The sequence below is a fragment of the Rubeoparvulum massiliense genome (genome assembly GCF_001049895.1).
GTDB lineage: Bacteria > Bacillota > Bacilli > Rubeoparvulales > Rubeoparvulaceae > Rubeoparvulum > Rubeoparvulum massiliense.
Genome location: NZ_CVPE01000005.1, coordinates 18,451 through 41,293, shown reverse-complemented (window position 1 = coordinate 41,293; position 22,843 = coordinate 18,451). Strand labels below are relative to the sequence as shown.

Below are 22,843 nucleotides of genomic sequence, written 5' to 3'. Positions count from 1 at the left end.
AGATTGTTCAGAAAGGGAGGAGAAGGAATATGGATTTGAATCGTCGACAGTTTCTTAAATTGTCCGGCGCCACAGCGGTTACACTAGCTGTAACTGAGCTTGGCTTCAATCTTCAAGATGCCCATGCTCAAGCATCCAAGCTAAAAATCGCTGATGCGAAAGTAACCCCTACGGTTTGTCCATATTGTGCAGTTGGCTGTGGTATTTTAGTCCACACCAAAGATAATGATGTGATCTATACAGAAGGAAATCCTGATAGTCCAATTAATGAGGGAACTCTCTGTAGTAAAGGAACCACTATTCGCCAGGTCTATACATCAGACCGCCGAATTATGAAACCATTATACCGTGCACCAGGTAGTGATAAATGGGAAGAAAAAGATTGGGAATGGATGCTGCAAACCATTGCTCAACGGATTAAAGAGACTCGTGCACGTACATTTGTCCAAGAAGAGAATGGAATCACGGTAAACAAAACTGATGCCATGGCTTGTTTTGGTGGGGCTGCTCTCGATAACGAAGAGACCTACCTCATCGTGAAGTTAATGCGCTCCTTGGGGCTCACGCATATTGAGCACCAAGCCCGGATATGACACAGCTCCACGGTTGCCGGTCTGGCACCTTCATTTGGTCGTGGAGCAATGACAAATCACTGGAACGATTTACAACATTCTGATGTGATTTTAATCATTGGATGTAACCCAGCAGAGAACCATCCAATTAGCTTTAAATGGATTCATAAAGCAAAAGAACGGGGAGCGAAAGTTATCTCTGTTGACCCGCGATATACACGGACGTCAACACAAGCAGATCTCTACGCACCTCTACGTTCAGGTACAGATATTGCCTTTATCGGTGGCATAATTAATTACGCTCTCCAAAACAATCTCTATCATCATGACTACGTAGTCAACTATACGAACGCTTCGTTCCTTGTTGACGAAGGATTCAACTTTGAGGATGGTCTATTCAGTGGCTATGATGAACTAGCTCGTGACTATGATAAGAGTACATGGACTTTCCAAAAGGATGAAGAAGGAAACATTCTAAAGGATGAAACACTTCAACATCCCCGCTCTGTATTCCAATTATTAAAGAAACACTATGCACGCTATGATGTAGACACAGTAACCGCTGTTACAGGTACACCGAAGGATGTTTACTTAGAAGTTGCAAAAACATTCTGTAGTACTAGTGCCGTAGACAAGACGGGTACATTGCTCTACGCCATGGGTGCAACGCAACACTCGAAGGGTACGCAAAATGTCCGAGTCTACGCCATGCTTCAATTGCTACTTGGTAATATTGGCCGCCCTGGTGGAGGGGTCAATGCTCTCCGCGGAGAGTCCAATGTGCAAGGGTCCACTGACTTCGGTCTCTTGTATCACCAGATCACAGGTTACATGAATGCACCTTTTGCAGCACCGAAGCATGCAACCCTTGAAGATTATTTAAAAACAGAAACACCACCGAGTGGCTTTAAAACCAATACACCAAAATGGTTAATAAGTATGCTCAAGGCTTTCTATGGTCCTAATGCGACACCTGAGAATGAGTTCGGCTACCATTATCTACCTAAGCACAACAAGGATTGTTCTCATATTGCACTCTTTGAATCGATGCTTCGTGGGGAGATTGAAGGCGCTCTACTCTTTGGACAGAACCCCATTGTCGGTGGACCTAATGCAACGAAGGAACATAAAGCGTTAGCAAACCTAAAATGGATGGTGGCTGTGGACCTCTGGGAAACAGAAACATCTGTCTTCTGGAAGGAGAAAGCTGGTAGCAATCCAGCAGAAATCCAAACAGAAGTCTTCTTCTTACCAGCATGTTCCTCCTATGAAAAAGAAGGAACAGTTACCAATAGTGGTCGTTGGATGCAATATCGTTGGCAAGCGATTCCACCGAAGGGTGAATCAAAGGCTGACTTAGAAATCGTCCATATGCTGGCCCGGAGAATTCAAGATCTTTATAAAACCAGCACCGATCCAAAGGATAAGCCAATCCAATCACTCTTCTGGAATTATGGTGAAAGTGACCATCCCGATATGGATCTAGTTCACCGTGAGATCAATGGCTATGAGACAGCCACAGGTAAATTACTAAAGAACTTCACGAAGCTCGCTGATGATGGTTCTACCATCTGTGGTAACTGGATTTACAGTGGGTTCTATCCTGAAGAAGGCAAGGATCTTTCCATGAGTCAGGATAATACTGACGAAGGGATGGGTAACTTCCAAGGCTGGGGCTATGCTTGGCCGATGAATCGGCGGATTCTCTACAATCGTGCTTCCTGTGATCCAAGCGGAAAACCATGGAGCGAGAATAAGAAGAATATTTGGTGGGATGCAGCTCAAGGAAAATGGGTTGGCTATGATATTCCAGACTTTGGCGGAACCAAAGCGCCTGATGGCCCTGGTGGAACAGATGCCTTTATCATGCAGAAGGATGGAAAAGGCGCCATCTTTGGACCAGTGAGTGATGGACCATTCCCAGAGCATTATGAGCCTTTTGAAAGCCCAGTGCCCAATGCATTCTCATCCATTAACTTTAGCCCAACTGCGAAGGTGTACACAGGTGACCATAATCCTAAGGGGGATGCAGAACGCTATCCCATTGTCGCCACCACCTATCGTGTATCAGAACACTGGCAATCTGGTTCCATGACACGGAATCAAGAGTGGCTATCAGAACTGATGCCTCATATGTTCGTAGAGATTGGTGAAGATTTAGCCCAGGAGAAGGGCATCAAGAATAAAGATCGTGTAATCGTCGAATCAGCCCGTGGTAACATTGAGGCCTATGCCCTTGTAACCAAGCGTCTTGCTGCCTTTACAATCAGAGGGAAGAAGGTACACCAGCTTGGTATGCCATGGCAATATGGCTTCCAAGGAATCGCTACTGGGGATAATGCAAACCGCTTAACACCGCACGTAGCAGACCCCAATGCAAAAATTCCAGAGTATAAAGCATTCCTCTGTGATATAAGGAGGGCTGACTAATGGCAAAATATATTAAACTGGTTGACGTAACTCGTTGTGATGGCTGTCGTGCCTGTATGGTAGCGTGCAAGAACTGGAATGACCTCCCAGCTGAGCCGGAGAAATTTCAGGGAAGTTACCAATCCCACGAGCATCTAACCGCGAATGTCTGGAATTTGATTACCTTTAAGGAGCAAGAGACTGCTGATGGTGGATATGAGTTCCTTTTCCGTCATGCTGCCTGTCTTCACTGTACTGATGCGGCTTGCGTGAAGGTATGTCCAGAGGATGCACTCGGTCATACGGAGTTTGGTTCTGTTGTTGTCGACTATGACAAATGTGTAGGATGCGGTTACTGTACACAAGCTTGTCCCTTCGATGTCATCCAACTGGCTAATCATGTGGATGAAAGTGGGAAGAAGTATCGTCGTGCACAAAAATGTACCCTCTGTACCGATCGTCTCGAAAATGGGTTACAACCAGCATGTGTACAAGCTTGTCATACCGACTGTCTCGTCTTTGGTGAAGAGGATGAAATGCTAGCTTTGGCCGCTGAACGTCTTGAAGTAGCAAAGAAACGCTTCCCAAAAGCCAATATTTACAATCCTCAGAGCATCAATGGAACCCATACGGTCTATGTATTAGCAGATGAGCCAGAAGTCTATGATTTACCATCCAATCCAAAGGTTCCAGTAACTGCAACGGTTTGGAAGGATTATGCACAGCCTCTTGGCAAGCTGTTTATGGGTGCTACCACATTTGGGGTAGTGAGTGCCTTCGTCGCATCCAAATTGTTTAGTAAGAAAGAAGAGCATGAAGGGGAAGGAGATGAGCGTCATGAGTAATACGACGGTCAACACAAGCCAGCCCAAGATGGTGAAACGCTTTACGAAGCCCATTATCTTTGTGCACTGGCTCAATGCTACAGCCTTCTTTGCCCTCTTTCTAACGGGGCTACCATTGTACACAGAAACTTTCGATTTTCTCTATCCCGTCTTTGGTGGTCCTGCTAGTGCAAGGTTGCTACATCGTATCTTTGCTGTGATGTTTATCATGCCAACCTTCATCGCTATTCTCTTTGATCCGAAGAGCTTCTTCCACTGGATCAAGCAGATCTTTACATGGCGGAAAAATGATGTGGGCTTCTTCCTTCCATTTGCCAAAGAGTTCTTTGGCGGGAAGTCCGAAGTTCCACCTCAAGGGTATTATAACGCTGGGGAAAAAGTGAATTCACTTCTTCAGATTCTCATGGCGATCTTCATTATTACTTCTGGGATCGTGATGTGGTTCCCCCATCTCTTCCCAGCTGGATTAGTCAACTGGGCTTATCCAATGCATGATATCGGTGTCGGATTAGCTGTGGGTGTTGTTGTTGGTCATGTTTATATGAGTGTTTTCCAAGCAAAGGGTTCTTTACATGGAATGACAAAGGGCGATGTGACTATCGATTTTGCAAAGGAACACTATCCCCTTTGGGTTGAAGAGCTTGAAAAAGAAAAGAAACAAGCATAATTGGATTATAAATAGGAAGAGAGCTGCCTGGGGGACAGGCAGCCCTTCCTCTTTGATGAAATGAGGTGGCAACCATGAGTGTCAACGTCGTTCCAGAACAATATTTAGCGTTGCAAGAGAAAATTGTTGCGTTGCAGAGTGAATGGCAAAAAAAGGTTCAAATCGATGACTCTCTACCAACAAACTGGCCCCTGAAAACAGATGGGATCCCACATGTAACGAAGATTCCATTCCATATAGATCTAAAGCTATTTCAAGATTGGATATCCCAACTGGCTGCAGCGATCAGCGAATATGATCAACGCTGGCAACCGGATGTTGAGCGTTTGCTAAAAGTAGTTGGAGCAGATCCAGAACGTTGGCAGCAGGAAGCGGTGGCCTGCAATACTTATTACTTTCAACAGGTAGCTGAGGAGGAAGGGGTAGCGAGCTGGTTACCTCACTTTTTGGCAGAGCATGCTATTAGACCTTTTCTACGTGAGTTAGCTCATGTTTATCAGGAGGAGTTGGCGAAGATCGACCAGCATGTGAAGGGCACTGGCTGCCCGATCTGTGGTGAGCCGATCCGTATGGCGAAAATGGAACGTCTCGGTCGGAAGGCATTAGTTTGTCCACGCTGTGAAGGGGAATGGCATGAGAACCGTGTCGTCTGCTCACATTGCGGTAATCAAAATCCGAAAACAATGAAATATTTCACTGTGGAAGAGGAGGATACCATCCAGCTCCATGTATGTGAAGAGTGCCATGGGTATTTGAAGGTAGTGGATGATCGGAAGCGGATCAAGAAAACGCGTCCTGCATTATTGGATGTTCAAACACTACACATGGATTTGGTAGCGCAAAATCGCGGCTATGGAGTTGACCCTTCTGATAAAAAGCAGGAGAATTGAGTTATATCACTCATCAGAGGTGTTGAGACGATGTTAAATGCGACAGCAATTATCCTAGCTGGTGGAAAGTCAAGTAGAATGGGAACAAATAAAGCGCTTCTGCCTGTAGGTGGAGAACAGAATATTACACGTTTACGTAATCGATTACAGCTTCTCTTTCCCGAAGTGCTTCTCGTTACCAATGATCCAGAAACCTATCAATTCTTACAGATTCCGATCACAACCGATCGTTACCCTGGTCAGGGACCACTGGCAGGGATTCATGCAGGACTAGATTTGTCCTCTAATCCTTATGCCCTAGTAATTGCCTGTGATATGCCGTTTATTTCCCAAGAAATTGCCCACTATCTGGTTGAACAAGCAGAGGGTTTTGATGCAGTTGTTCCTCGGATCGAGGGGCAATTACATCCTTTGTTTGCGGTTTATCGAAGCGCACTTGTACCGGTGATTGAGGAATGCTTAAAGAGTGATCAGCTTCGGATGAATGATCTCCTCGAACAAGTAAAGGTTCGTTATATTGATGAGAAAGAGCTGGAGAATGCGAAGCTCACCATCGGTGAAGCATTTTACAATATGAATCGTCCAGAAGAGTATGAGCGGGCACAGCAGATTGCTGAACAAGAATAAAGATAACTACAACTCGATGAACAAGGGAGGGATCATCCGTGCAGTTTTTTTCAGTAAAAAGTGTGGAAGAGACAACAAGCTTAATTGATCAACAGGTAAAACCCTGTACGGAGAAGGAAACACTTCCTTTATTAGAGGCACTTGGCCGTGTGTTAGCGGCGGACATCGTGGCACCAGAGCATGTTCCTCCCTTTTCTCGTTCCACGGTAGACGGCTTTGCAGTACGAGCCAGTGACACATTTGGCTCCTCTGAAACCATGCCAGGCTTTTTACAGGTAGTAGGTTCAGTGAAGATGGGGGAACAGGCAGAGACCCCACTTCATGCTGGAGAAGCAATCTCCATTCCAACAGGTGGTATGCTACCATCTGGTGCCGATAGTGTGGTTATGATAGAGCATTGTGAGAACTTGGATGGATTACTTAATGTGTACCATCAGGTAGCACCATGGGAGAATGTGATCCGAACAGGCGAGGATGTGCAACTGGGTTCAATCATTATGGAGCAAGGAACGCGCCTACGCCCACAAGAGCTAGGTGCATTAGCTTCCTTAGGCATTACCCATGTGGATGTCTATCGTCCCCTTCGCATTGCCTACTTTTCCTCTGGAGACGAGATTGTTCCTGCTGCTCAAAAGGAATTAAGGCCTGGCCAGATTCGGGATATTAATAGCATGACCGTTGGTGGATTGGTTCGTCAATGGGGTGGCGAGTATATTGATGGTGGGATTGTTCATGATAATCGTGAGGCGTTAAAGCAGAGAGCTGAAGAGTTATTGAAGCAAGCTGATATGTTGGTTATGTCTGGAGGTAGTTCTGTGGGAGCAAAGGATTACACCACAGAAGTGATTCAAGAATTAGGGGAGCCAGGGGTTTATGTCCATGGGATCTCGATCAAACCAGGAAAACCAACAATCATAGCCAATGCCAATGGAAAACCGGTAATCGGCTTACCAGGACATCCTGCCTCAGCCATGGTGATTTTTCAACGATTCGGGAAGCGTGCCTTCCAACGCCTTAGCGGTGAGAAGCTGGAGACTGCTCCTTATATGTTCGCCCGATCCACAAGAAACCTTCACTCCGCAGCAGGTCGTTCGGATTATATTCGAGTACGCCTGCTTGAGAAAGAGGGAGAGTGGTGGGCTGAACCGATTATTGGCAAATCAGGGTTAATCTCAACCCTGGTACAAAGTGATGGTTTACTGGAGATTGCAGCAGAAAAAGAGGGCGTCTTGCAAGGGGAACTTGCTCCAGTAATACGATTACGATAGGAGATGACGAGGTGAAAACAGGGGATTTTCAACGGCAGATTTATTTAGAGGATAAGCCTCGGATTGTGGCAAGGGATGAGCTATTGAATGCTTGGAATTTGAAGCGAGAGACAGAGTGGTTGCCAACGAAGCAAGCGTTGGGGCGGATTACTGCATCTCCTATTTTTGCTGAGCTGTCTGCCCCTCACTATCATGCTTCTGCTATGGATGGAATTGCAGTGCGAGCAGAAACCACTTATGGAGCCCATGAGATGAATCCCCTCACCTTGAAAAAGGGACGGGATTTTATCTTTGTGGATACAGGTGACCCCATTCCAGCACCATTGGATGCAGTAATTATGATCGAAAAAATACATCAATTGGATGATGATACAGTAGAAATTATTGAGCCGATTACACCATGGCAGGATATTCGCCCCATCGGTGAGGATATGGTGCATGGTGAGATGATCCTTCCGCAGGGGCATCGCTTACGCCCTGTTGATCTCGGTGCACTATTAGCAGGTGGTATTTTACAAGTACCTGTAGTACAGCGACCACGGGTAGCCATTCTTCCTACTGGAAGTGAGCTTGTACAACCTACGACTGAGGTGCATCCAGGGGATATTATTGAATTTAATGGGACGGTTTTTGCTAGCTATGTAGAAGAGTGGGGAGGAGATCCTTTCCTTCAGCCCATTACGAAGGATGATCCTGATTTACTTCGTAGAACACTACGGGAACAGGTACAAGCCGCTGATCTGGTCATTGTCAATGCAGGCTCATCAGCAGGCTCGGAAGATTATACCGTACATATCCTCAATGAACTCGGTGAAGTCTTTACCCATGGTGTAGCAACGCGCCCAGGTAAGCCAGTTATTCTAGGCATGATCGATGGTAAACCTGTCATTGGCTTACCGGGTTATCCAGTCTCGGCATATCTAGCCATGGAGTGGTTTGTGCGTCCCTTAATCTGTCATTATCTTGGAATTCCTGAACCGCAGCGCTCCACCTTGAAGGCACGTTTGGGAAGACGTGTGGTATCTAATATGGGAGCAGAAGACTTTGTCCGTGTCAATGTAGGGCAGGTAGATGGTCAGTATATTGCTCTCCCTCTAACTAGAGCAGCAGGTGTAACCATGTCCATGGTACGTGCTGATGGCTTATTAGTGGTTCCTCCAGATAGTTTAGGATTAGAACAGGGTGAAGAGGTGGAGATTCAACTTTATCAGTCACAAGCAGCCATCGATAAGTCGATTCTATTCTCGGGAAGTCATGATTTAACCATCGATCTACTCTCTTCCCATATGCGGACTCGTGATGTGGAACGGCAGATTATCGCAGCTCATACTGGAAGCATGGCTGGAATCTTAGCCATTCGTAAGGGAGAAGCTCACCTCGCAGGTATTCATCTCCTCGATACAGAGACCGGTGAGTATAACCGCTCGTTTGTACAACGCTTTGCTACAGGAAAGGCTGTGGTTTTGCTCCCCTTTTTAAAGCGAGCACAAGGTTGGTTTGTTCCCAAGGGGAATCCAGATGGAATTCATGAGGTGTCAGACTTAGTCAAAAAAGAGATTCAATTTGTGAATCGACAAAAGGGAGCAGGCACAAGGGTGCTGTTTGATCATCTGTTGCGAAAAGCAGGGATTTCTCCTGAACAGATTGAGGGCTACAATCGCGAGATGTTTACCCATCTCAGTGTGGCTGCAGAAGTAAAGGAACGACCTCATTCGGTTGGATTAGGAATCTACTCAGCAGCGAAGGCCATGGGGTTGGATTTTATTTATCTAGCTGATGAGTCTTATGATCTGTTAATGACTCAGGAATTCTTTGAAAGTGCTGGTGGAAGGCTCCTTTACAAAGTGATTAGTTCACCGCAATTCGTGGAGGAAGTGAACCGTCTTGGGGGCTATAAAGTAGTGGATCATCCAGAACCCATTTACTTTGATGATGCAACTACAACTACCACAACATCAAGGGATTAATGTTAAATAAAAGAGCAAAGCCCACGGAAAAGAGTTTTTCGTGGGCTTTATGCTGACTTTATATTCTCTTTAGGCTGTAATCGTCATGAGATGCTTAATACGAAGTAATGCTTCATCGATCATCTCAGCGGTAATTCCATGGTGGGTAACAAAGCGAATCGAGTTCGAATTAAATGCGGAAGCAATAATTCCAACATCATGTAGCTGATCAATGAGTTGAGTACTGGTCATCCCAGTTCCAGTAATGTCGCAGAGCAAAATATTGGTTTCAATATCAGCAGGATTAACTTGGAAGCCAGGAATCTCTTGTAATCCTTCGGCAAGACGCTTCGCATTCATATGGTCTTCAGCAAGACGGTCTACCATTTCTGTTAATGCGACGATCCCTGCTGCAGCGAGGAAACCAGATTGACGCAGGCCACCACCCATTCGTTTTCGCCAATGGCGTGCTCGTTCAATGAAGGGACGACTACCAACAAGGAGAGAGCCAACAGGAGCAGCTAAGCCTTTGGATAGACAGAATTGCATTGAATCACAGGTAGCAGCGTACTCTTTTAATGATGTACCACTAGCAACCATGGCATTAAAGATCCGCGCCCCATCAACATGGACTGGAATGTTATATTTCTGACCAACCTGATAAACTTCTTTCATTTTGGAGAGAGGAATAACACGTCCACCTGCTTGATTGTGGGTATTCTCCATACAGATTAAACCAATATCTCCCTTATGGATGTCATGAGGATGAATGGCCCTTTCTACTGCTTCGGCTGTTAATGCGCCGTGAAACCCTGCAATGGGTTTCACCTGAACACCGGCAAGTGCAGCTGGAGCAGCGCCCTCTAATGTATAGATATGGCTCAATTCTTCAGCGATCACCTCTTGTCCAATAGAGCAATGGGAGAGGATGGCTAATTGGTTTCCCTGTGTACCACTCGTCGCAAAGAGTGCAGCTTCTTTACCTGTCATTTCGCATGCTAGCTCTTCTAAGCGGCGCATCGTAGGGTCTTCACCATAGACATCATCTCCCACTTTGGCCTCATACATTGCTCTTCGCATTACCTCTGTTTGTTGTGTAACTGTATCGCTTCGTAGATCGATCCTTACCTCCATTTTTGCTTGCATCCCTTCTATATCATTGTATTTCAAAAATTATATAATGATAGGATACCACAATGGCAGTAGAATGTGGCAAAGAAATTAACAAAAATACAAAAAAAGCTATCCAATTAGGATAGCTTTTTGCTTCACTTTTTAGTTGACTGGAGCGCTTTCCTCGGCAATCTCAGGAGTTTTTTCACTATATTTTACAAGATGTGGCAATTTGATTAAGTAGAAGATACCCGATAGGAGTAAGGCACCGCTAATAATATAGAAGAGTGCTACGGTAGGAACCCATAGGGGATAGATTAAGAGAATCACGCCTAAGGTAGCGGTATGGGCAAGCATGATGAGAGGATCGATCCATCCTTGGACACGGCCCATCATATTCTTATCCACAACACGGGGCAACCAGCCTCCCAATCCTACATTACAAAAAGCGAGACAAAGGGCAAGAAGCACAGTACCGGAAAAGAAGAAGAGGTGTGTAGTCGAGAACTGGAGACCACCAAGGCTAAAAAGAATATGATCTGAATTCGTGAGCCAGCTCGCGATGGACATGATAAATACTGCCAGACCACTTCCAATTAGTCCGCCAATTAGCATGATGTGTAGCTGAACTCGCTGGGCAACTTTGGATGCGATAATGCTTCCTATTAAAATACCAATCCCAAAGATAATTCCTAAAATTGCCATGAACTGTTGATAGGTATCCTCATTAGCAATTTCATAGCGAAGATAGAACTGCGGTGCCACACTAAAGCCACCATTGACGATACCTAAGAAGAAGAAGCCGATCATCAAATTGCGAAGTAAGGGATAATGAAGAATGTACTGTAGTCCATTCTTAAAGTCATGAAGTACGCTTTTGACGTTAAATTCATTCCAACTGGATTTACCGTTAGGCAGACGAACTTCTTTAGGAATTCTGCAGGAATGAATTAAAATTCCTGATATACAGAAGCAAAGGGCATCCAAAATAATGGTACCGTATATTCCCACACTTCGATAGAGCAAAGCAGCAATCCCGATCCCAAAGATGTTGAAGATCGATCCCATCATTTGATTCAAACCAGCAGCAGACGTGAATTCATCATCCTTGAGGATCCCTTGAACTAATGCGGCCTCAGCAGGGATAAAGAATTTTGCCACCGAGCTACGGAGAAAGAGTAAGAAGATAAAGAATGGAATCGATTGAAGATAGATAGCTAGTATCATAAGAAGTGTAATTCCAGCGCGAATCCAGTCTGAGCTATAGGCGATTTTCAGACGGTCGAAGCGGTCTGCCACAACACCAACGATGAAGAAAAGTAAGAGTGTAGGTATGGAAAACATCAGTTCTGTTATGGTTACATAGCGAGGCTGTTCGGCAAAATGGTCTAAAAGATAAAACGTAAAGGCCATCATCCCCACAACACTGCCAAATTGCTGCGTAAACATGGCGAAGAATAGTTTGCGGTAATTCAGATTTTTAAAAACTTCAAATACCGATTTGTGTTCACTCATCTCGCTCACACCTTTATCATTTTTCTATACATGTCCATACGCTGCTCTTTCATAGAAGGTTCGATCTACTTGTCATGCTTTTAGCATAACACTTGAAAAAAACATAAAAATCAGTCTTCCGGTTGATTTTTTACACGCCCCTTGTCGGAGCGAAAAAAAGGTATAAGGATGGAGTGAATGATCGGTTCCTAGATTAATGTATTCGAATTAAGTACAGACTATGGAAGAAGGATCTATTTGATCTGTAGCGTAGCATACGATGCCAATTCTAGCTATAATGGAATTGGTTTGATCTGAAGGGAAGTGATGAAGCCGTGAGATATCGGTGGTTACAACAACATTCTGCTATGTGGGTTGAAGAAGGAATCATTACTGCAGAACAACGTGAGAATATTCTTCAATTATATAAGAAGCGAATCTCTGCCATTCAGATTTTTACGATTTTAGGCGCGATCCTTATCGGGTTTGCTGCCCTAAGCTTTGTTGCAGCAAATTGGCAGGGGATGGATTTATGGTGGAAGGTAATCCTTATTTATGTGGTGATGTCACTCTCTTATCATATGGGGTATGAGATGGATCGCCGTGGTCTAAAGGCATGGTCCTTATCTTTTGGACTTCTGGGCACCCTCCTTTTTGGTGTTGGTCTACTCTTGTTTGAGCAGCTTTTCCATCCACCTTTCTTATCAGAGAATGCCCTTTATTTATGGAGCATTGGGATTTTTCTTGTGGGGTATGTCTATAAGATGCAGTGGTTCCCCATTTTTGGTTTGATCGTTCTCAATATTGCTCAGGTGAGTGGAGGTTGGGATGGCTCATCTGATTGGTATTACTTGCTTGTCTTTATACTGCTCTTTCTTCCGTATCTTTATCGTTATGGGACAGGGTTATTACAATTGGTCGCTTTACTCTCATTCTCCGTCAATGTATGGTATCTGATCCTTTCAGCGCAAGTAGGTAGTCTTTGGATGCTAATCTATGCCATGATCTTACTACTGGTCAGCTTGTGGCAAGAGAGGATTGTCATTCACCGTTTCTTTCGCTATATCGGATTGTTGATTGCATTTCTGTTTACCTTTGCATTTGGGATTGATACTGGTTTGCCAGAAACAGCAGCTGGCTCCATTCCACTTGTAGGCATTGGCGGTCTACTTGCTATTGGCTATCTCCTGCTTCTCCGGCATCAAGGCAAAACCATCCGTTTTCTTGATCTTGTTCTGTTCACTCCGCTTTTCTTAGGTTGTGTGGTGGAGGTAGAATGGTTTTACATTCTTATGCTCTATATCGCTTCCTTCTACTTTATTACTGTAGGAATTCGCCAACATGATGAAGCGGAATATTACACCGGATTCATTCTCTTCCTTGTTGCTACCTTACAAGGCTATTCGCTCTTTACTTGGAAGATGATGAATAAGTCTCTCTTCTTCCTGATTGGTGGTCTTCTTCTCTTTGCTATCAGCTACCTGATGCAGAAGAAAAAAGATGACTGGATGAGGAAAGGAGGGGATGAAGAATGAAATCATTCCGTGCTCGCTTGATCATTGTGATGCTGATTCAAATGTTCATCCTCGCCCTCTTTCCTCTATCCACCTTGTGGATGGAACGGGGCGGTCAGGCTGTAGTTCTGGATGGTGAAGTGTATGGGACTTCTCGTTCTTGGGCAGGTACTTATTACTCGTTTGGTCTAGACATTCGTGATATTAGCTGGGATCTTGTAGAAAAACCAGCTCCGGCTAATGTAGATGGATGGCCACGCGATAGCATCATCGTCTATGTTGTACTTGCAAAAGCGGAAGAGAAATATGATGTGAGCCGTGTTACATGGAGCAAGCCTACGCTTGCAGATGACGAAGTGATGCTTATAGGTAGAACCTATGATCTAAGAAGCCCTGTGCTTTGGGTGAATTATGACCTAAATCGCTTCTACGTGAGTGAAAATGAACGAATGGATTGGCACTATCCAACAAAGAATGCTCAGATCGAATTACTTGTAACTCCCAATGGATATGCCAGAGTGAAAGAAATCGTGATAAAATAAAAGAATCGGCATTTCGATCAGAACCAACTTGAAAGAGCAAGGCAGTGCATGGCACTGCTTTTTTTGCAGACAAATATATACCCTATAAGGTATATATGTCAGCTTTGTAACTTGTTAGGAGGAGTAGGCAGTGCGGCTAATAGAGATTGATGAGTATGAACGAGAGACGATGCAATTGGCGAAGCCGATCCATGATCAATACCATCGTGTTCTACTCAACCAAGGTGCGACCATACATGATAAATATTTAACCACATTAAAGGAACTAGGGATTCGTTATCTCTTTGTTGAAGATGCAATCTCTCATGATATCACCATGGATGAAATGTTCGATATGCCTACGTGGATGGATGCAGTGAAAATAGTTCATCAGACATTTAATCAAGTGAAAAAGGAAGAGAAATTGAACTTAATTGCTTTACAGGAGCTTGCGGGACAATTGATCATCGAAGTTCAGCGTCGTAAAATCCTCGCATTAATTCCCTCTACCACCATGGCGAAGGATCTGCTGCTCTACACGCACTCTGTCAATGTGGCCATTCTTAGTTTGGAGATCGGTCGCCAAATGGGATACAATAACATACAGTTGCGTGACTTGATTCTTGGGGCGCTGCTCCATGATATTGGGAAAGTGCTTATTGAAGAAGTAAAGGAGCACCCCAAAGCAGGCTTTCAATTTCTTCGTCATATTCATGAGTTAAACCTCATGTGTGCTCACGTGTCCTATCAGCACCATGAACGTTGGAATGGTAAGGGTTATCCTCGGGAGATCCGAGGGATGCAGATCATTCCCTACGCACAGATTGTAAGTATCGCCAATTTTTATGAAAAGGCGATATCGCGAGGAAATAAACCACATCTTGTGATGGAAACGATTATGGCACTTAGTGATACGGTTTTTGCGCCGGAGATCATAAGCGCATTTATTCGTTCTGTTCCACCATATCCCCCAGGGACAACCGTACATTTAATGTCAGGTGAAGAAGTGGTGGTTACAGGGATTCGTAATTTAATGCAACGTCCCATTGTTCGTAAAGGTAATATGCAGGAAATCTCGCTAGAAGATGAACCGACGATCCTGATTGATGGAGGGAAGGAATGTGACAAGGAGACTCTCCTACGACTTCTTTAATCGTGATGCTCGCGTGGTGGCCCAGGAGTTATTGGGTAAGGAATTGGTACGAAAGCAAAATAAGCAATTGCTCGTGGGGCGAATTGTGGAAACAGAAGCCTACCTTGGTCCAGAAGATAAAGCAGCTCACTCCTTTGGCAATCGGCGTACTCCACGTACAGAAGTGATGTTCGGCCCAGCCGGGTTTGCCTATGTTTACTTCATTTATGGAATGTATTATAACTTCAATGTGATTACCAATCAACCAGGAAAACCTGAAGGTGTCCTGATCCGTGCACTTGAACCTCTTGAGGGAATTGAAGCGATGAAAAATAATCGCAAGATCACCCGTCCCAATCTCTGTAATCTCACCAATGGCCCAGGTAAGCTGTGTCAATCGTTGGCCATTGATAAAGCCTTTTATGGCTATGATCTAGTGGCTGGCGAGTCACTCTACCTTCGTCATGGAAGTGAGACAGAACCTTTTATTATTAGTAGTGGGGCGCGGGTCAATATTGCGTATGCCGAAGAATTTGTAGGCCGACCTTGGCGTTATTTTATTCAGGGCCATCCGTGTATTTCCGTGAAACCATCGAAAAAAAAGTAAGGGAGCCTGCTATACTTAGCAGGTTTTTTGTTTAGCCAATTTTCTACGCATTATCTTCGCTATGTGATCATAAAGAAATTGTTGTAACTTATTGCCCACCTCGTTCGTCTATAAAAGGGAGTAGAAGATTTTTGAAAGGAGAAAGGGAGAGAGCGTCATGGAGGAGAATCAGGTCCTAATCCGCGTCAATCATGTGCAACGCAAGTTCCCAGCTGGGAACCGGGAGCTGCATGTTCTCAAGGATATTGAGATGGAGATTGACAAGGGTGAGCTGGTTATACTAAAGGGTCGCTCAGGTTCAGGGAAGACGACACTATTAAATATTATAGGTGGATTAGATACTCCCTCATCTGGAGAGGTCTGGTTTAGTGATCAGAACCTGAATGAACTGAGCGATGATGAACGAACACGATTAAGACAAAAAAATTACGGATTTATCTTTCAATCCTTCGCCTTGATGCCTCTTCTTTCCGCAGAGGAGAATGTGGAGTTAGGCTGCCGCCTAGCCCATGTACCACGCAGTGAATGGAAAGAACGAGTGGCAACATGCTTGGAATTGGTAGGATTGACGAAGCGGGCAAAACACCGTCCGTTTGAGATGAGTGGTGGTGAACAACAACGGGTCGCCATCGCAAGAGCAATCGTTCATCATCCTACATTTATTCTTGCTGATGAGCCTACAGCAGAGTTGGATTCGAAGACGGCTCATCATGTCATGGATATTTTTCGCCAATTAGTTAAAGAAGAAGGGATCACGATTTGTATGACTACCCATGATCCCACCATAATGGAGGTTGCAGATCATGTTTATGAAATGGTCGACGGGCGCTTACAAGTTCAGTAAACTTCTCCTGGTCGTTGCATTGATTTTTACCATCTTACCAGGATGTTCTCTTTTTCCTAAGGAGGAAGAGGAAGAAGTGATTCCGGTTATTGCACCTCCGCCCATTTCGAAAAAACCAGAGTACAAAGTGGAGCGGGGCAATATTCAGGAATACTTCAAAGGGAAGGGAGAGATGGTCTCTCTTCGCGAGCAGTCCTTATCATTTAAAATTGAAGGAAAAGAGATTAAAAAGATTCATGTGAAGGCTGGCGATAAAGTTACTGAGGGCCAGCTTTTAGCGGAGTTAGAGATGAAAGAGAAGGATGAAAAATCAATTGAATTACGAATCCTTCAAAAAAAGTTAGAGGTGGAAGATGCTAAAAATAATCTCGTCAAGGTTCTCCGTGGGGAAGATGTAAGCAATGAACAGGAAGATGATAACACCGCAGAGTTAAACCGCGAGATTCAAGTTGAAGAAGCAAAATTACTTTACGAAATTAAGAAGCAAGAATATGAGGATCTCATTGGGCAGGCTAACGATGCAAAAATCACTGCTCCTTTTGCTGGCGAAGTGATCAATGTGTATCGCCAAGAAGGGGACACCTCAATAAAGAACCAGTCCGTAATTTTTGTTGCTGATACGAATCAGCTAGTGGTTGGTTTTAAAACCACAGAAGACAAGTGGAAGGACATGTATATTGGTCAAGAAGTAAAAGTTGAAATCAGTGGAGCGGCAGCCATCACAGGTAAAATTATGCGTCTTCCGATAACTGATGATAATCAAAATAATAACAATAATTATTATGGCGGTCGTTATGACAGTCAAGAGAAGAAACCTGAAGAGAAGATTAAAGAATATGTACTCATTGAGTTACCGAAGGTACCGGATTCTGCAACAAGAGGAATGAGAGCCAGTGTCTCTGTTCTCCTGCAGGAAAAGGTGAATGTACTTTATATTCCTCCTGCTTCATTACGTACCTATGGAGGACGTAATTACGTGAAAGTGATTGATAAAGAGGGTAACAAGCGCGAAGTGGATGTTGAAGTAGGAATGCAGACGGCAACCAAGGTGGAAATAATCTCAGGCCTTGAAGAAGGTCAGATTGTCGAAGGGCGATAGTCATGCAAATCTTTCGTTTTCTTTTTAGGAAAATGTGGAGTAACCGTTGGTTGACGGGAAGCTCGTTACTGGGCTTGATCATTGCCGTCGCACTCACGACGAGCATTCCCATGTATACTGATGGTTCGATGCAACGATTCGTTAATAAAGAACTGGAAGCGCAGAGTGAAGGCTTACCAGCTGGTTCCATGGTCCTCCGTTATCAACGGATGGGTAGTGAGAAGGCAGAACTAGATAAATTCAATGCCATGCGCAAGTATGTTGCTGAAGAAGTGACAATGCAGGCTGGCTTTCCTAATGAGACGCTCTATGAAACCATGGGATTACGGAACGAACGGATCACCCCCGTGGATCCTGATGCTGTAGATCCCAGCCGTCGCCGTGAGATGGGCGTAGGTGTGGCCTCAGAAGTGGAAAAACAGATTGAGATTGTCCAAGGACGAATGTATTCTGACAAGGCTCCCAACGGTGTCATTGAAGCCATCGTGCCGGAGGATGCTCTGCATATTAAGAACTTTAGTGTGGGCACACAATTTCGTTATCCTGTACAAGGTAAGAAGCCATTAGTCATTGAAGTGGTTGGAGCCTATCAGGTAAAAAATCCTGATGATACGTTCTGGTTCCAAGGAACTGATCGATTAAACAATCAGTTTCTGGTTTCTGAAACTGTCTTTCTTGATGAGATCCTCCAGAAGCAAGAGGTTCCCCTCGGTGAAGCTTCTTGGTATCTAAAATATAATCTCGGTGAGATGAAGACCAAGCAGATTGCCCAGACTGCTAAATGGTTGAAAGGTCTAGATTATCAGCTGAATCAAGTATTACCTTACACCAAAGTTGAGATTAGCTTTTATGATACCTTAGAGTACTTCCGAGTACAGAACCAACAGATGAAGACACTACTCTTTACACTGGTTGCTCCCATTCTTGTGCTAGTCTTTTACTATGTTTCCATGAACTCTCGACAAGCCCTAGAAAGACAGCAACAGGATATCGCTACACTGCGAAGTCGTGGTGGGAGTACCAAGCAGATCTTTTGGCTCTATTTATTGGAAGGGATCATCCTCGGTTTGGTCGCACTCTTTGTCGGTGGAATTCTCGGCTTTATAATGGCGAAGAGTATCGGGAGTTCCAGCGGTTTTCTAGAATTTGTCAGTCGAAAAACCATTCCAATCGAAGTATCATTAACGGCTATTTTATATGGTTTAGCTGCAGTCTTATTTGCAGTATTAGCTAGTGTTATTCCTGCTATTCAATATGCGAAGCAAAGCATTGTTAACCACAAGCAAGAGATGGCACGTAAATCGAAGAAACCATTCTGGTATCGCTTCGGCTTTGACTTCATCCTATTAGGAGTGGCTGGGTATGGCTGGTACCTCTTTAAACAGCGAGAGCTTACGTTGGTTCAGACAGGACTAACAGCTGACCAACTGCAGGTACATCCTTTAACATTCTTTGTTCCTGCCCTTTCCTTATTTGCTGTAGGACTTTTGTTTTTACGACTTTTTCCATTTTTGTTAAAGTCTTTACTCTTTCTTAGTAAGAAGTATGCGCCTACCTCTGTCTATTTGGGAATGACACAGTTGGCGCGGTCTGCACGACAATATCATCCCATCATGTTACTCCTTGTCCTTACCCTTGGCTTGGGTGTCTATAATTCGTCAGCAGCTCGAACCATCGATATGAACTCCAATGATCGCCTCTGGTATCAAAATGGTGCTGATGTGGTACTTCAAGCTATTTGGGAAGGTCATGCGGATCAAGAAGCATTACAGAAGGAGTTAGAGAAGCAACAAGGAGGCAATAACAATTCTGGTGGTTCAAGAGCACCAGGCGGACGACCAGGGAGCATGCCTGGTCAAGGTGGAATTGACTATAGTCGTATTCCTATTCGATATGTAGAACCTCCCTTTGAAATTTATCGTAATATGGAGGGGGTTGAAGAAGCAACACGGGTTTATAAGGATGAAGTCACCCTCTCTGTGGCGAAGCGGAGTCTTGGCAAGGGGAATATGATGGCTATTGATAATGACTCGTTCTATAAGGTGGCCCAATTCCGTGATGGTCTTAACCCTGCAACATCTGATAAATACTTAAATGGCCTTGGAGTATATGCACAGGGTGTGATTATTTCTGATAAGTTTGCCAAGGAGAATGGGATTGAACCAGGGCATCAAGTCAATTTGATTATTCAGCAACAGCCTGTAGAGTTCGTAGTGGTAGCGACAGTTCCATACTGGCCTACCTTAAACCCCAATGATAAGCCATTCTTTATTACCAACCTCAGCTATATTCATGAGGAATTACCGATGCGTCCTTATGAGGTTTGGTTTAAGATGCAAGATGGTGGAAGTGTTCGCGACCTTGTATATGGTTTAGCTGATAAAGGGATCTATCTCTCCAAGGTGGTTGATACGAGAACGGACCAAATTATTCAGAATAAGCATCCATCTCGTGGTGGTGTTTATGGAATTCTTAGTCTCGGATTTTTAATCTCGATTCTCATCTCCTTGCTTGGCTATGTACTATTCTGGTTCTTTAGCCTGCGAGCACGAACCCTGCAGTTTGGGGTATTGCGTGCCATTGGTTTGACAAGGCGACAGTTAACCACCACCCTGATGGTGGAGCAATTGCTTACAGCGGGGCTCTCCATCTTCTTAGGGATTGTTGCTGGTCGTGTTGCAAGTTACGCTTTTCTACCATTCTTACAGAGTGCAGAGGGGTCCGCTACACAGGTACCACCGTTCCGCGTGGTCTTTGAGCAAGGAGATCTGACCAATATGTTTGTGGTCGTACTGATCATGATGGCGATTGGCGTGGGTCTACTGGTGATGAGAATGCGTAGCTTACGAATTCACCAAGCGGTGAAACTAGGCGAGGAGCGATAATATGGAGAATATGATTCACTGCGAAGGACTCGTAAAAATCTATAAAACCGAAGATATTGAAGTCGTCGCCCTTCAAGGGCTCAATCTTGAGGTGAAGAAGGGTGAAATGATGGCGATTATCGGTACCAGTGGTAGTGGGAAGTCGACACTGCTTAATATGCTTGGCGGATTGGATCACCCTTCTGCTGGAAAGGTACAGGTGGGGGAGTGGGATCTCCTCAAGGTTACAGAGGAACAGCTTGTGGAGTATAAACGAAATACTGTCGGCTTCATTTGGCAAAACAATGCCCGTAATCTCATCCCCTACTTAACCGCGCTAGAAAATGTGGAAGTACCGATGATGCTCAATGGCAAACATGATCGAGCAAAAGCCATTCACCTACTAGAAATTGTTGGACTAGGCGAACGGTTGCATAGCAAACTAAATCAGCTATCTGGTGGTGAACAACAGCGGGTAGCTATCGCGATCGCATTAGCGAATGACCCACAACTGTTATTGGCTGATGAACCTACAGGTTCATTGGACACGACTACCTCTGACCAGGTGATGAATGTATTCCGCCACGTGAATCAAGAGATGGGGGTTACTGTGGTGATTGTTACCCACGATCAGAGCTTGGCATATAAGGTTGATCGTGTTGTAGCCATCCGTGATGGACTTACCAGTACGGAATTCCTACGTAGAGAAGATGGGGAGCAATCATCTGATGGAGTAGGAGCAGGTCATGAACAGTATGCCGTTGTGGATAAAGTAGGTCGCCTTCAAATCCCTGAGGAGTATCTGCGAGCATTGCACATCGATAATAAGGTGTCACTAGAGTTCGATGGAGAAAAAATAGTGATCCATCCTCCCCATGCTCTCCATGGAAAAGCTGAGGAGACCGTAAGTTAACGTAACGAAGTAGGGATATGTCTCATCTAGTATTGTAGAACGAAATAGCGAAGGGGAGAGAAGAGTTGAAAAAGTGGTTCGCCTTAATGATGGTGGTTGTTGTTGGTCTATCGGCGGTGTTAGCAGGATGCTCCAGTGGAACTAACCAGGAGACGAACACGAAGGAACCGAAGGTCTTGCGTGTAGCAGGTGAAGGAGAGGATTGGATTCGCAATGAGTGGGTGACCTATTTTCAGGTGGCCAATCCCAATGTAGAGGTAGAATTTGTCGATATCGATCCTTATCGTAATCATCGAGGTCGATGGAGCTCTACAAACGAGGAAAGACCTGACCCAGTGCAGGAAGTTATCAAAGAGCTTGAGGATCATCCAGTAGACCTAGTCATTTTGAATAATCAGTCGATGATGCAAGCCTTGATTGATAATGGAATCGTCCAACCATTGGATACTTTTATGAAACAAGATCAAGGATTTAATCTAGACCAAATGGTTCCCGCTGTGAGAGATAAATTACAAGGGATGGGGAATGGAACACTATACACCATTTCTCCCACATTTGATACCTATGTGCTCGCCTATAACAAAGAGATGTTTGATCGCTTTAATCAACCTTATCCTACAGATAACATGACCTGGGATGACCTGTTTACCCTTGGTGAGAACTTTAATGAAGGCGAAGGGATTGAAGCTACTTATGGCGTAAGCTTAGGTGATAGCTGGGAGATTTCCCAATATATTAACATTTATGCAGCGCAGTTGGGACTCAATCCCGTGGATTTAGACACCAAGACGGCTTATCTGAATACGCCAGAATGGCGAGAGCTTTGGTCCATGTTTGCTGATGCATATGAGCAGAAAAAGATTGCCCGCCCAGTAAGATATGAAGATTATATCGATGCTGGATATAGCGAAGATCAGATTCCTTGGTCGCGTACACCTTTTCATGGCAATTTAGCCGCGATGGGCGTCATGACTCTTCAGGATGTTAGCCGCCTAGAGGATACATTCAAATATGATCGTAATGCGAAGAAATTCGCCTATGACATTGTTGCTTTCCCTAGTCCATCATCCAATACCAATATGGGGGCACCGATTCGCTTAGAATGGTTTTTCGCTGTTCCTACAAATTCAAGTAATGCTTCCACTGCATGGGATTTTATTAGCTTCAACATGTCTGCCAAGATGATGGAGGTTAAAGGACGCTCCCGTGGTATGTTAGGTACGGTTGAAGAGTATATGATTCCAACCAGCATGGAGTTAAACAAGCAAGCCTTTACTACACGTACAGAAACCCCAGAATTAAATCGAATCTTTGATTATTCCTCCTATGATCCGACTTTGGATAAGGTTCGAGAGATTGCGTGGAATGGTGAGATGTATTTTAACCAAGTAATCGAAGGTATGCTCACTGTGGATGAGGCCTTGGAAAAATATCAGGAAGATGCTGAGCGCACTCTAGCCAATTTAGAAGCGGAGGATCAGGATCAATAGCTACTTTGCTTCAAGCAAAAGATCTTGC

Annotated in this window: 18 protein-coding genes; 16 read left to right on the top strand and 2 right to left on the bottom strand. The window is 44.5% G+C overall.

Annotation, left to right across the window (positions count from 1 at the left end):
• Positions 1–29: 29 nt before the first annotated feature.
• From fdnG to BN1691_RS05450, 7 genes are all read left to right on the top strand, one after another.
• Positions 30–3,002, top strand: coding sequence for a formate dehydrogenase-N subunit alpha (gene fdnG, locus BN1691_RS05480; RefSeq protein ID WP_082147017.1), 2,973 nt, complete (start codon positions 30–32; stop codon positions 3,000–3,002).
• Positions 3,002–3,826 carry a 4Fe-4S dicluster domain-containing protein gene (locus BN1691_RS05475; RefSeq protein ID WP_048601243.1) on the top strand — a complete coding sequence of 275 codons (825 nt, stop codon included), beginning with the start codon at positions 3,002–3,004 and terminating at the stop codon, positions 3,824–3,826. The genes fdnG and BN1691_RS05475 overlap by 1 nt, the downstream gene beginning before the upstream one ends.
• Positions 3,819–4,493, top strand: a complete 675-nt coding sequence (locus BN1691_RS05470; RefSeq protein WP_048601242.1) for a formate dehydrogenase subunit gamma — start codon at positions 3,819–3,821, stop codon at positions 4,491–4,493. The genes BN1691_RS05475 and BN1691_RS05470 overlap by 8 nt, the downstream gene beginning before the upstream one ends.
• Positions 4,494–4,567: 74 nt before the next feature.
• The gene (locus tag BN1691_RS05465) at positions 4,568–5,383 is read left to right on the top strand and encodes a formate dehydrogenase accessory protein FdhE (RefSeq protein ID WP_048601241.1); all 816 of its coding nucleotides are present in this window, start codon (positions 4,568–4,570) and stop codon (positions 5,381–5,383) included.
• Positions 5,384–5,413: 30 nt separating this feature from the next.
• The gene (gene mobA, locus BN1691_RS05460) at positions 5,414–6,010 is read left to right on the top strand and encodes a molybdenum cofactor guanylyltransferase (protein WP_048601240.1); all 597 of its coding nucleotides are present in this window, start codon (positions 5,414–5,416) and stop codon (positions 6,008–6,010) included.
• A gap of 38 nt (positions 6,011–6,048) precedes the next feature.
• Positions 6,049–7,278 (top strand): molybdopterin molybdotransferase MoeA, encoded by a 1,230-nt coding sequence (locus tag BN1691_RS05455; protein ID WP_048601239.1) that lies wholly within the window; start codon positions 6,049–6,051, stop codon positions 7,276–7,278.
• 11 nt (positions 7,279–7,289) lie between these two features.
• Complete coding sequence (locus BN1691_RS05450) at positions 7,290–9,245, top strand: molybdopterin biosynthesis protein (RefSeq protein ID WP_048601238.1); 1,956 nt, start codon at positions 7,290–7,292, stop codon at positions 9,243–9,245.
• Positions 9,246–9,314: 69 nt separating this feature from the next.
• Here BN1691_RS05450 and ltaE read toward each other — a convergent pair whose 3' ends face one another.
• A complete protein-coding gene (gene ltaE, locus BN1691_RS05445) occupies positions 9,315–10,358 on the bottom strand; it encodes a low-specificity L-threonine aldolase (protein WP_048601237.1) in 1,044 nt (347 codons plus the stop codon).
• 141 nt (positions 10,359–10,499) lie between these two features.
• The gene (locus BN1691_RS05440) at positions 10,500–11,852 is read right to left on the bottom strand and encodes an MFS transporter (protein ID WP_048601236.1); all 1,353 of its coding nucleotides are present in this window, start codon (positions 11,850–11,852) and stop codon (positions 10,500–10,502) included.
• 314 nt (positions 11,853–12,166) lie between these two features.
• Between BN1691_RS05440 and BN1691_RS05435 the strand changes: the two genes are divergently transcribed.
• From BN1691_RS05435 to BN1691_RS05395, 9 genes are all read left to right on the top strand, one after another.
• A complete protein-coding gene (locus tag BN1691_RS05435) occupies positions 12,167–13,366 on the top strand; it encodes a DUF2157 domain-containing protein (protein WP_147545686.1) in 1,200 nt (399 codons plus the stop codon).
• Complete coding sequence (locus BN1691_RS05430) at positions 13,363–13,887, top strand: GDYXXLXY domain-containing protein (RefSeq protein ID WP_048601234.1); 525 nt, start codon at positions 13,363–13,365, stop codon at positions 13,885–13,887. Before BN1691_RS05435 ends, BN1691_RS05430 begins: the two co-directional genes overlap by 4 nt.
• Positions 13,888–14,017: 130 nt before the next feature.
• Positions 14,018–15,019 (top strand): HD-GYP domain-containing protein, encoded by a 1,002-nt coding sequence (locus tag BN1691_RS05425; protein WP_048601233.1) that lies wholly within the window; start codon positions 14,018–14,020, stop codon positions 15,017–15,019.
• The gene (locus BN1691_RS05420; RefSeq protein WP_231638353.1) at positions 14,988–15,605 is read left to right on the top strand and encodes a DNA-3-methyladenine glycosylase; all 618 of its coding nucleotides are present in this window, start codon (positions 14,988–14,990) and stop codon (positions 15,603–15,605) included. Before BN1691_RS05425 ends, BN1691_RS05420 begins: the two co-directional genes overlap by 32 nt.
• Positions 15,606–15,762: 157 nt before the next feature.
• Positions 15,763–16,449 (top strand): ABC transporter ATP-binding protein, encoded by a 687-nt coding sequence (locus tag BN1691_RS05415; protein WP_048601231.1) that lies wholly within the window; start codon positions 15,763–15,765, stop codon positions 16,447–16,449.
• Positions 16,409–17,548 (top strand): efflux RND transporter periplasmic adaptor subunit, encoded by a 1,140-nt coding sequence (locus BN1691_RS05410; protein ID WP_048601230.1) that lies wholly within the window; start codon positions 16,409–16,411, stop codon positions 17,546–17,548. The genes BN1691_RS05415 and BN1691_RS05410 overlap by 41 nt, the downstream gene beginning before the upstream one ends.
• 50 nt (positions 17,549–17,598) lie before the next feature.
• The gene (locus BN1691_RS05405) at positions 17,599–20,433 is read left to right on the top strand and encodes an ABC transporter permease (RefSeq protein ID WP_231638352.1); all 2,835 of its coding nucleotides are present in this window, start codon (positions 17,599–17,601) and stop codon (positions 20,431–20,433) included.
• A 10-nt stretch (positions 20,434–20,443) separates the two neighbouring features.
• Entirely contained in the window at positions 20,444–21,325 is an 882-nt protein-coding gene (locus tag BN1691_RS05400; RefSeq protein ID WP_048601641.1) for an ABC transporter ATP-binding protein, read from the top strand.
• Positions 21,326–21,390: 65 nt separating this feature from the next.
• Positions 21,391–22,815, top strand: coding sequence for an ABC transporter substrate-binding protein (locus BN1691_RS05395; protein WP_048601228.1), 1,425 nt, complete (start codon positions 21,391–21,393; stop codon positions 22,813–22,815).
• Positions 22,816–22,843 lie beyond the last annotated feature (28 nt).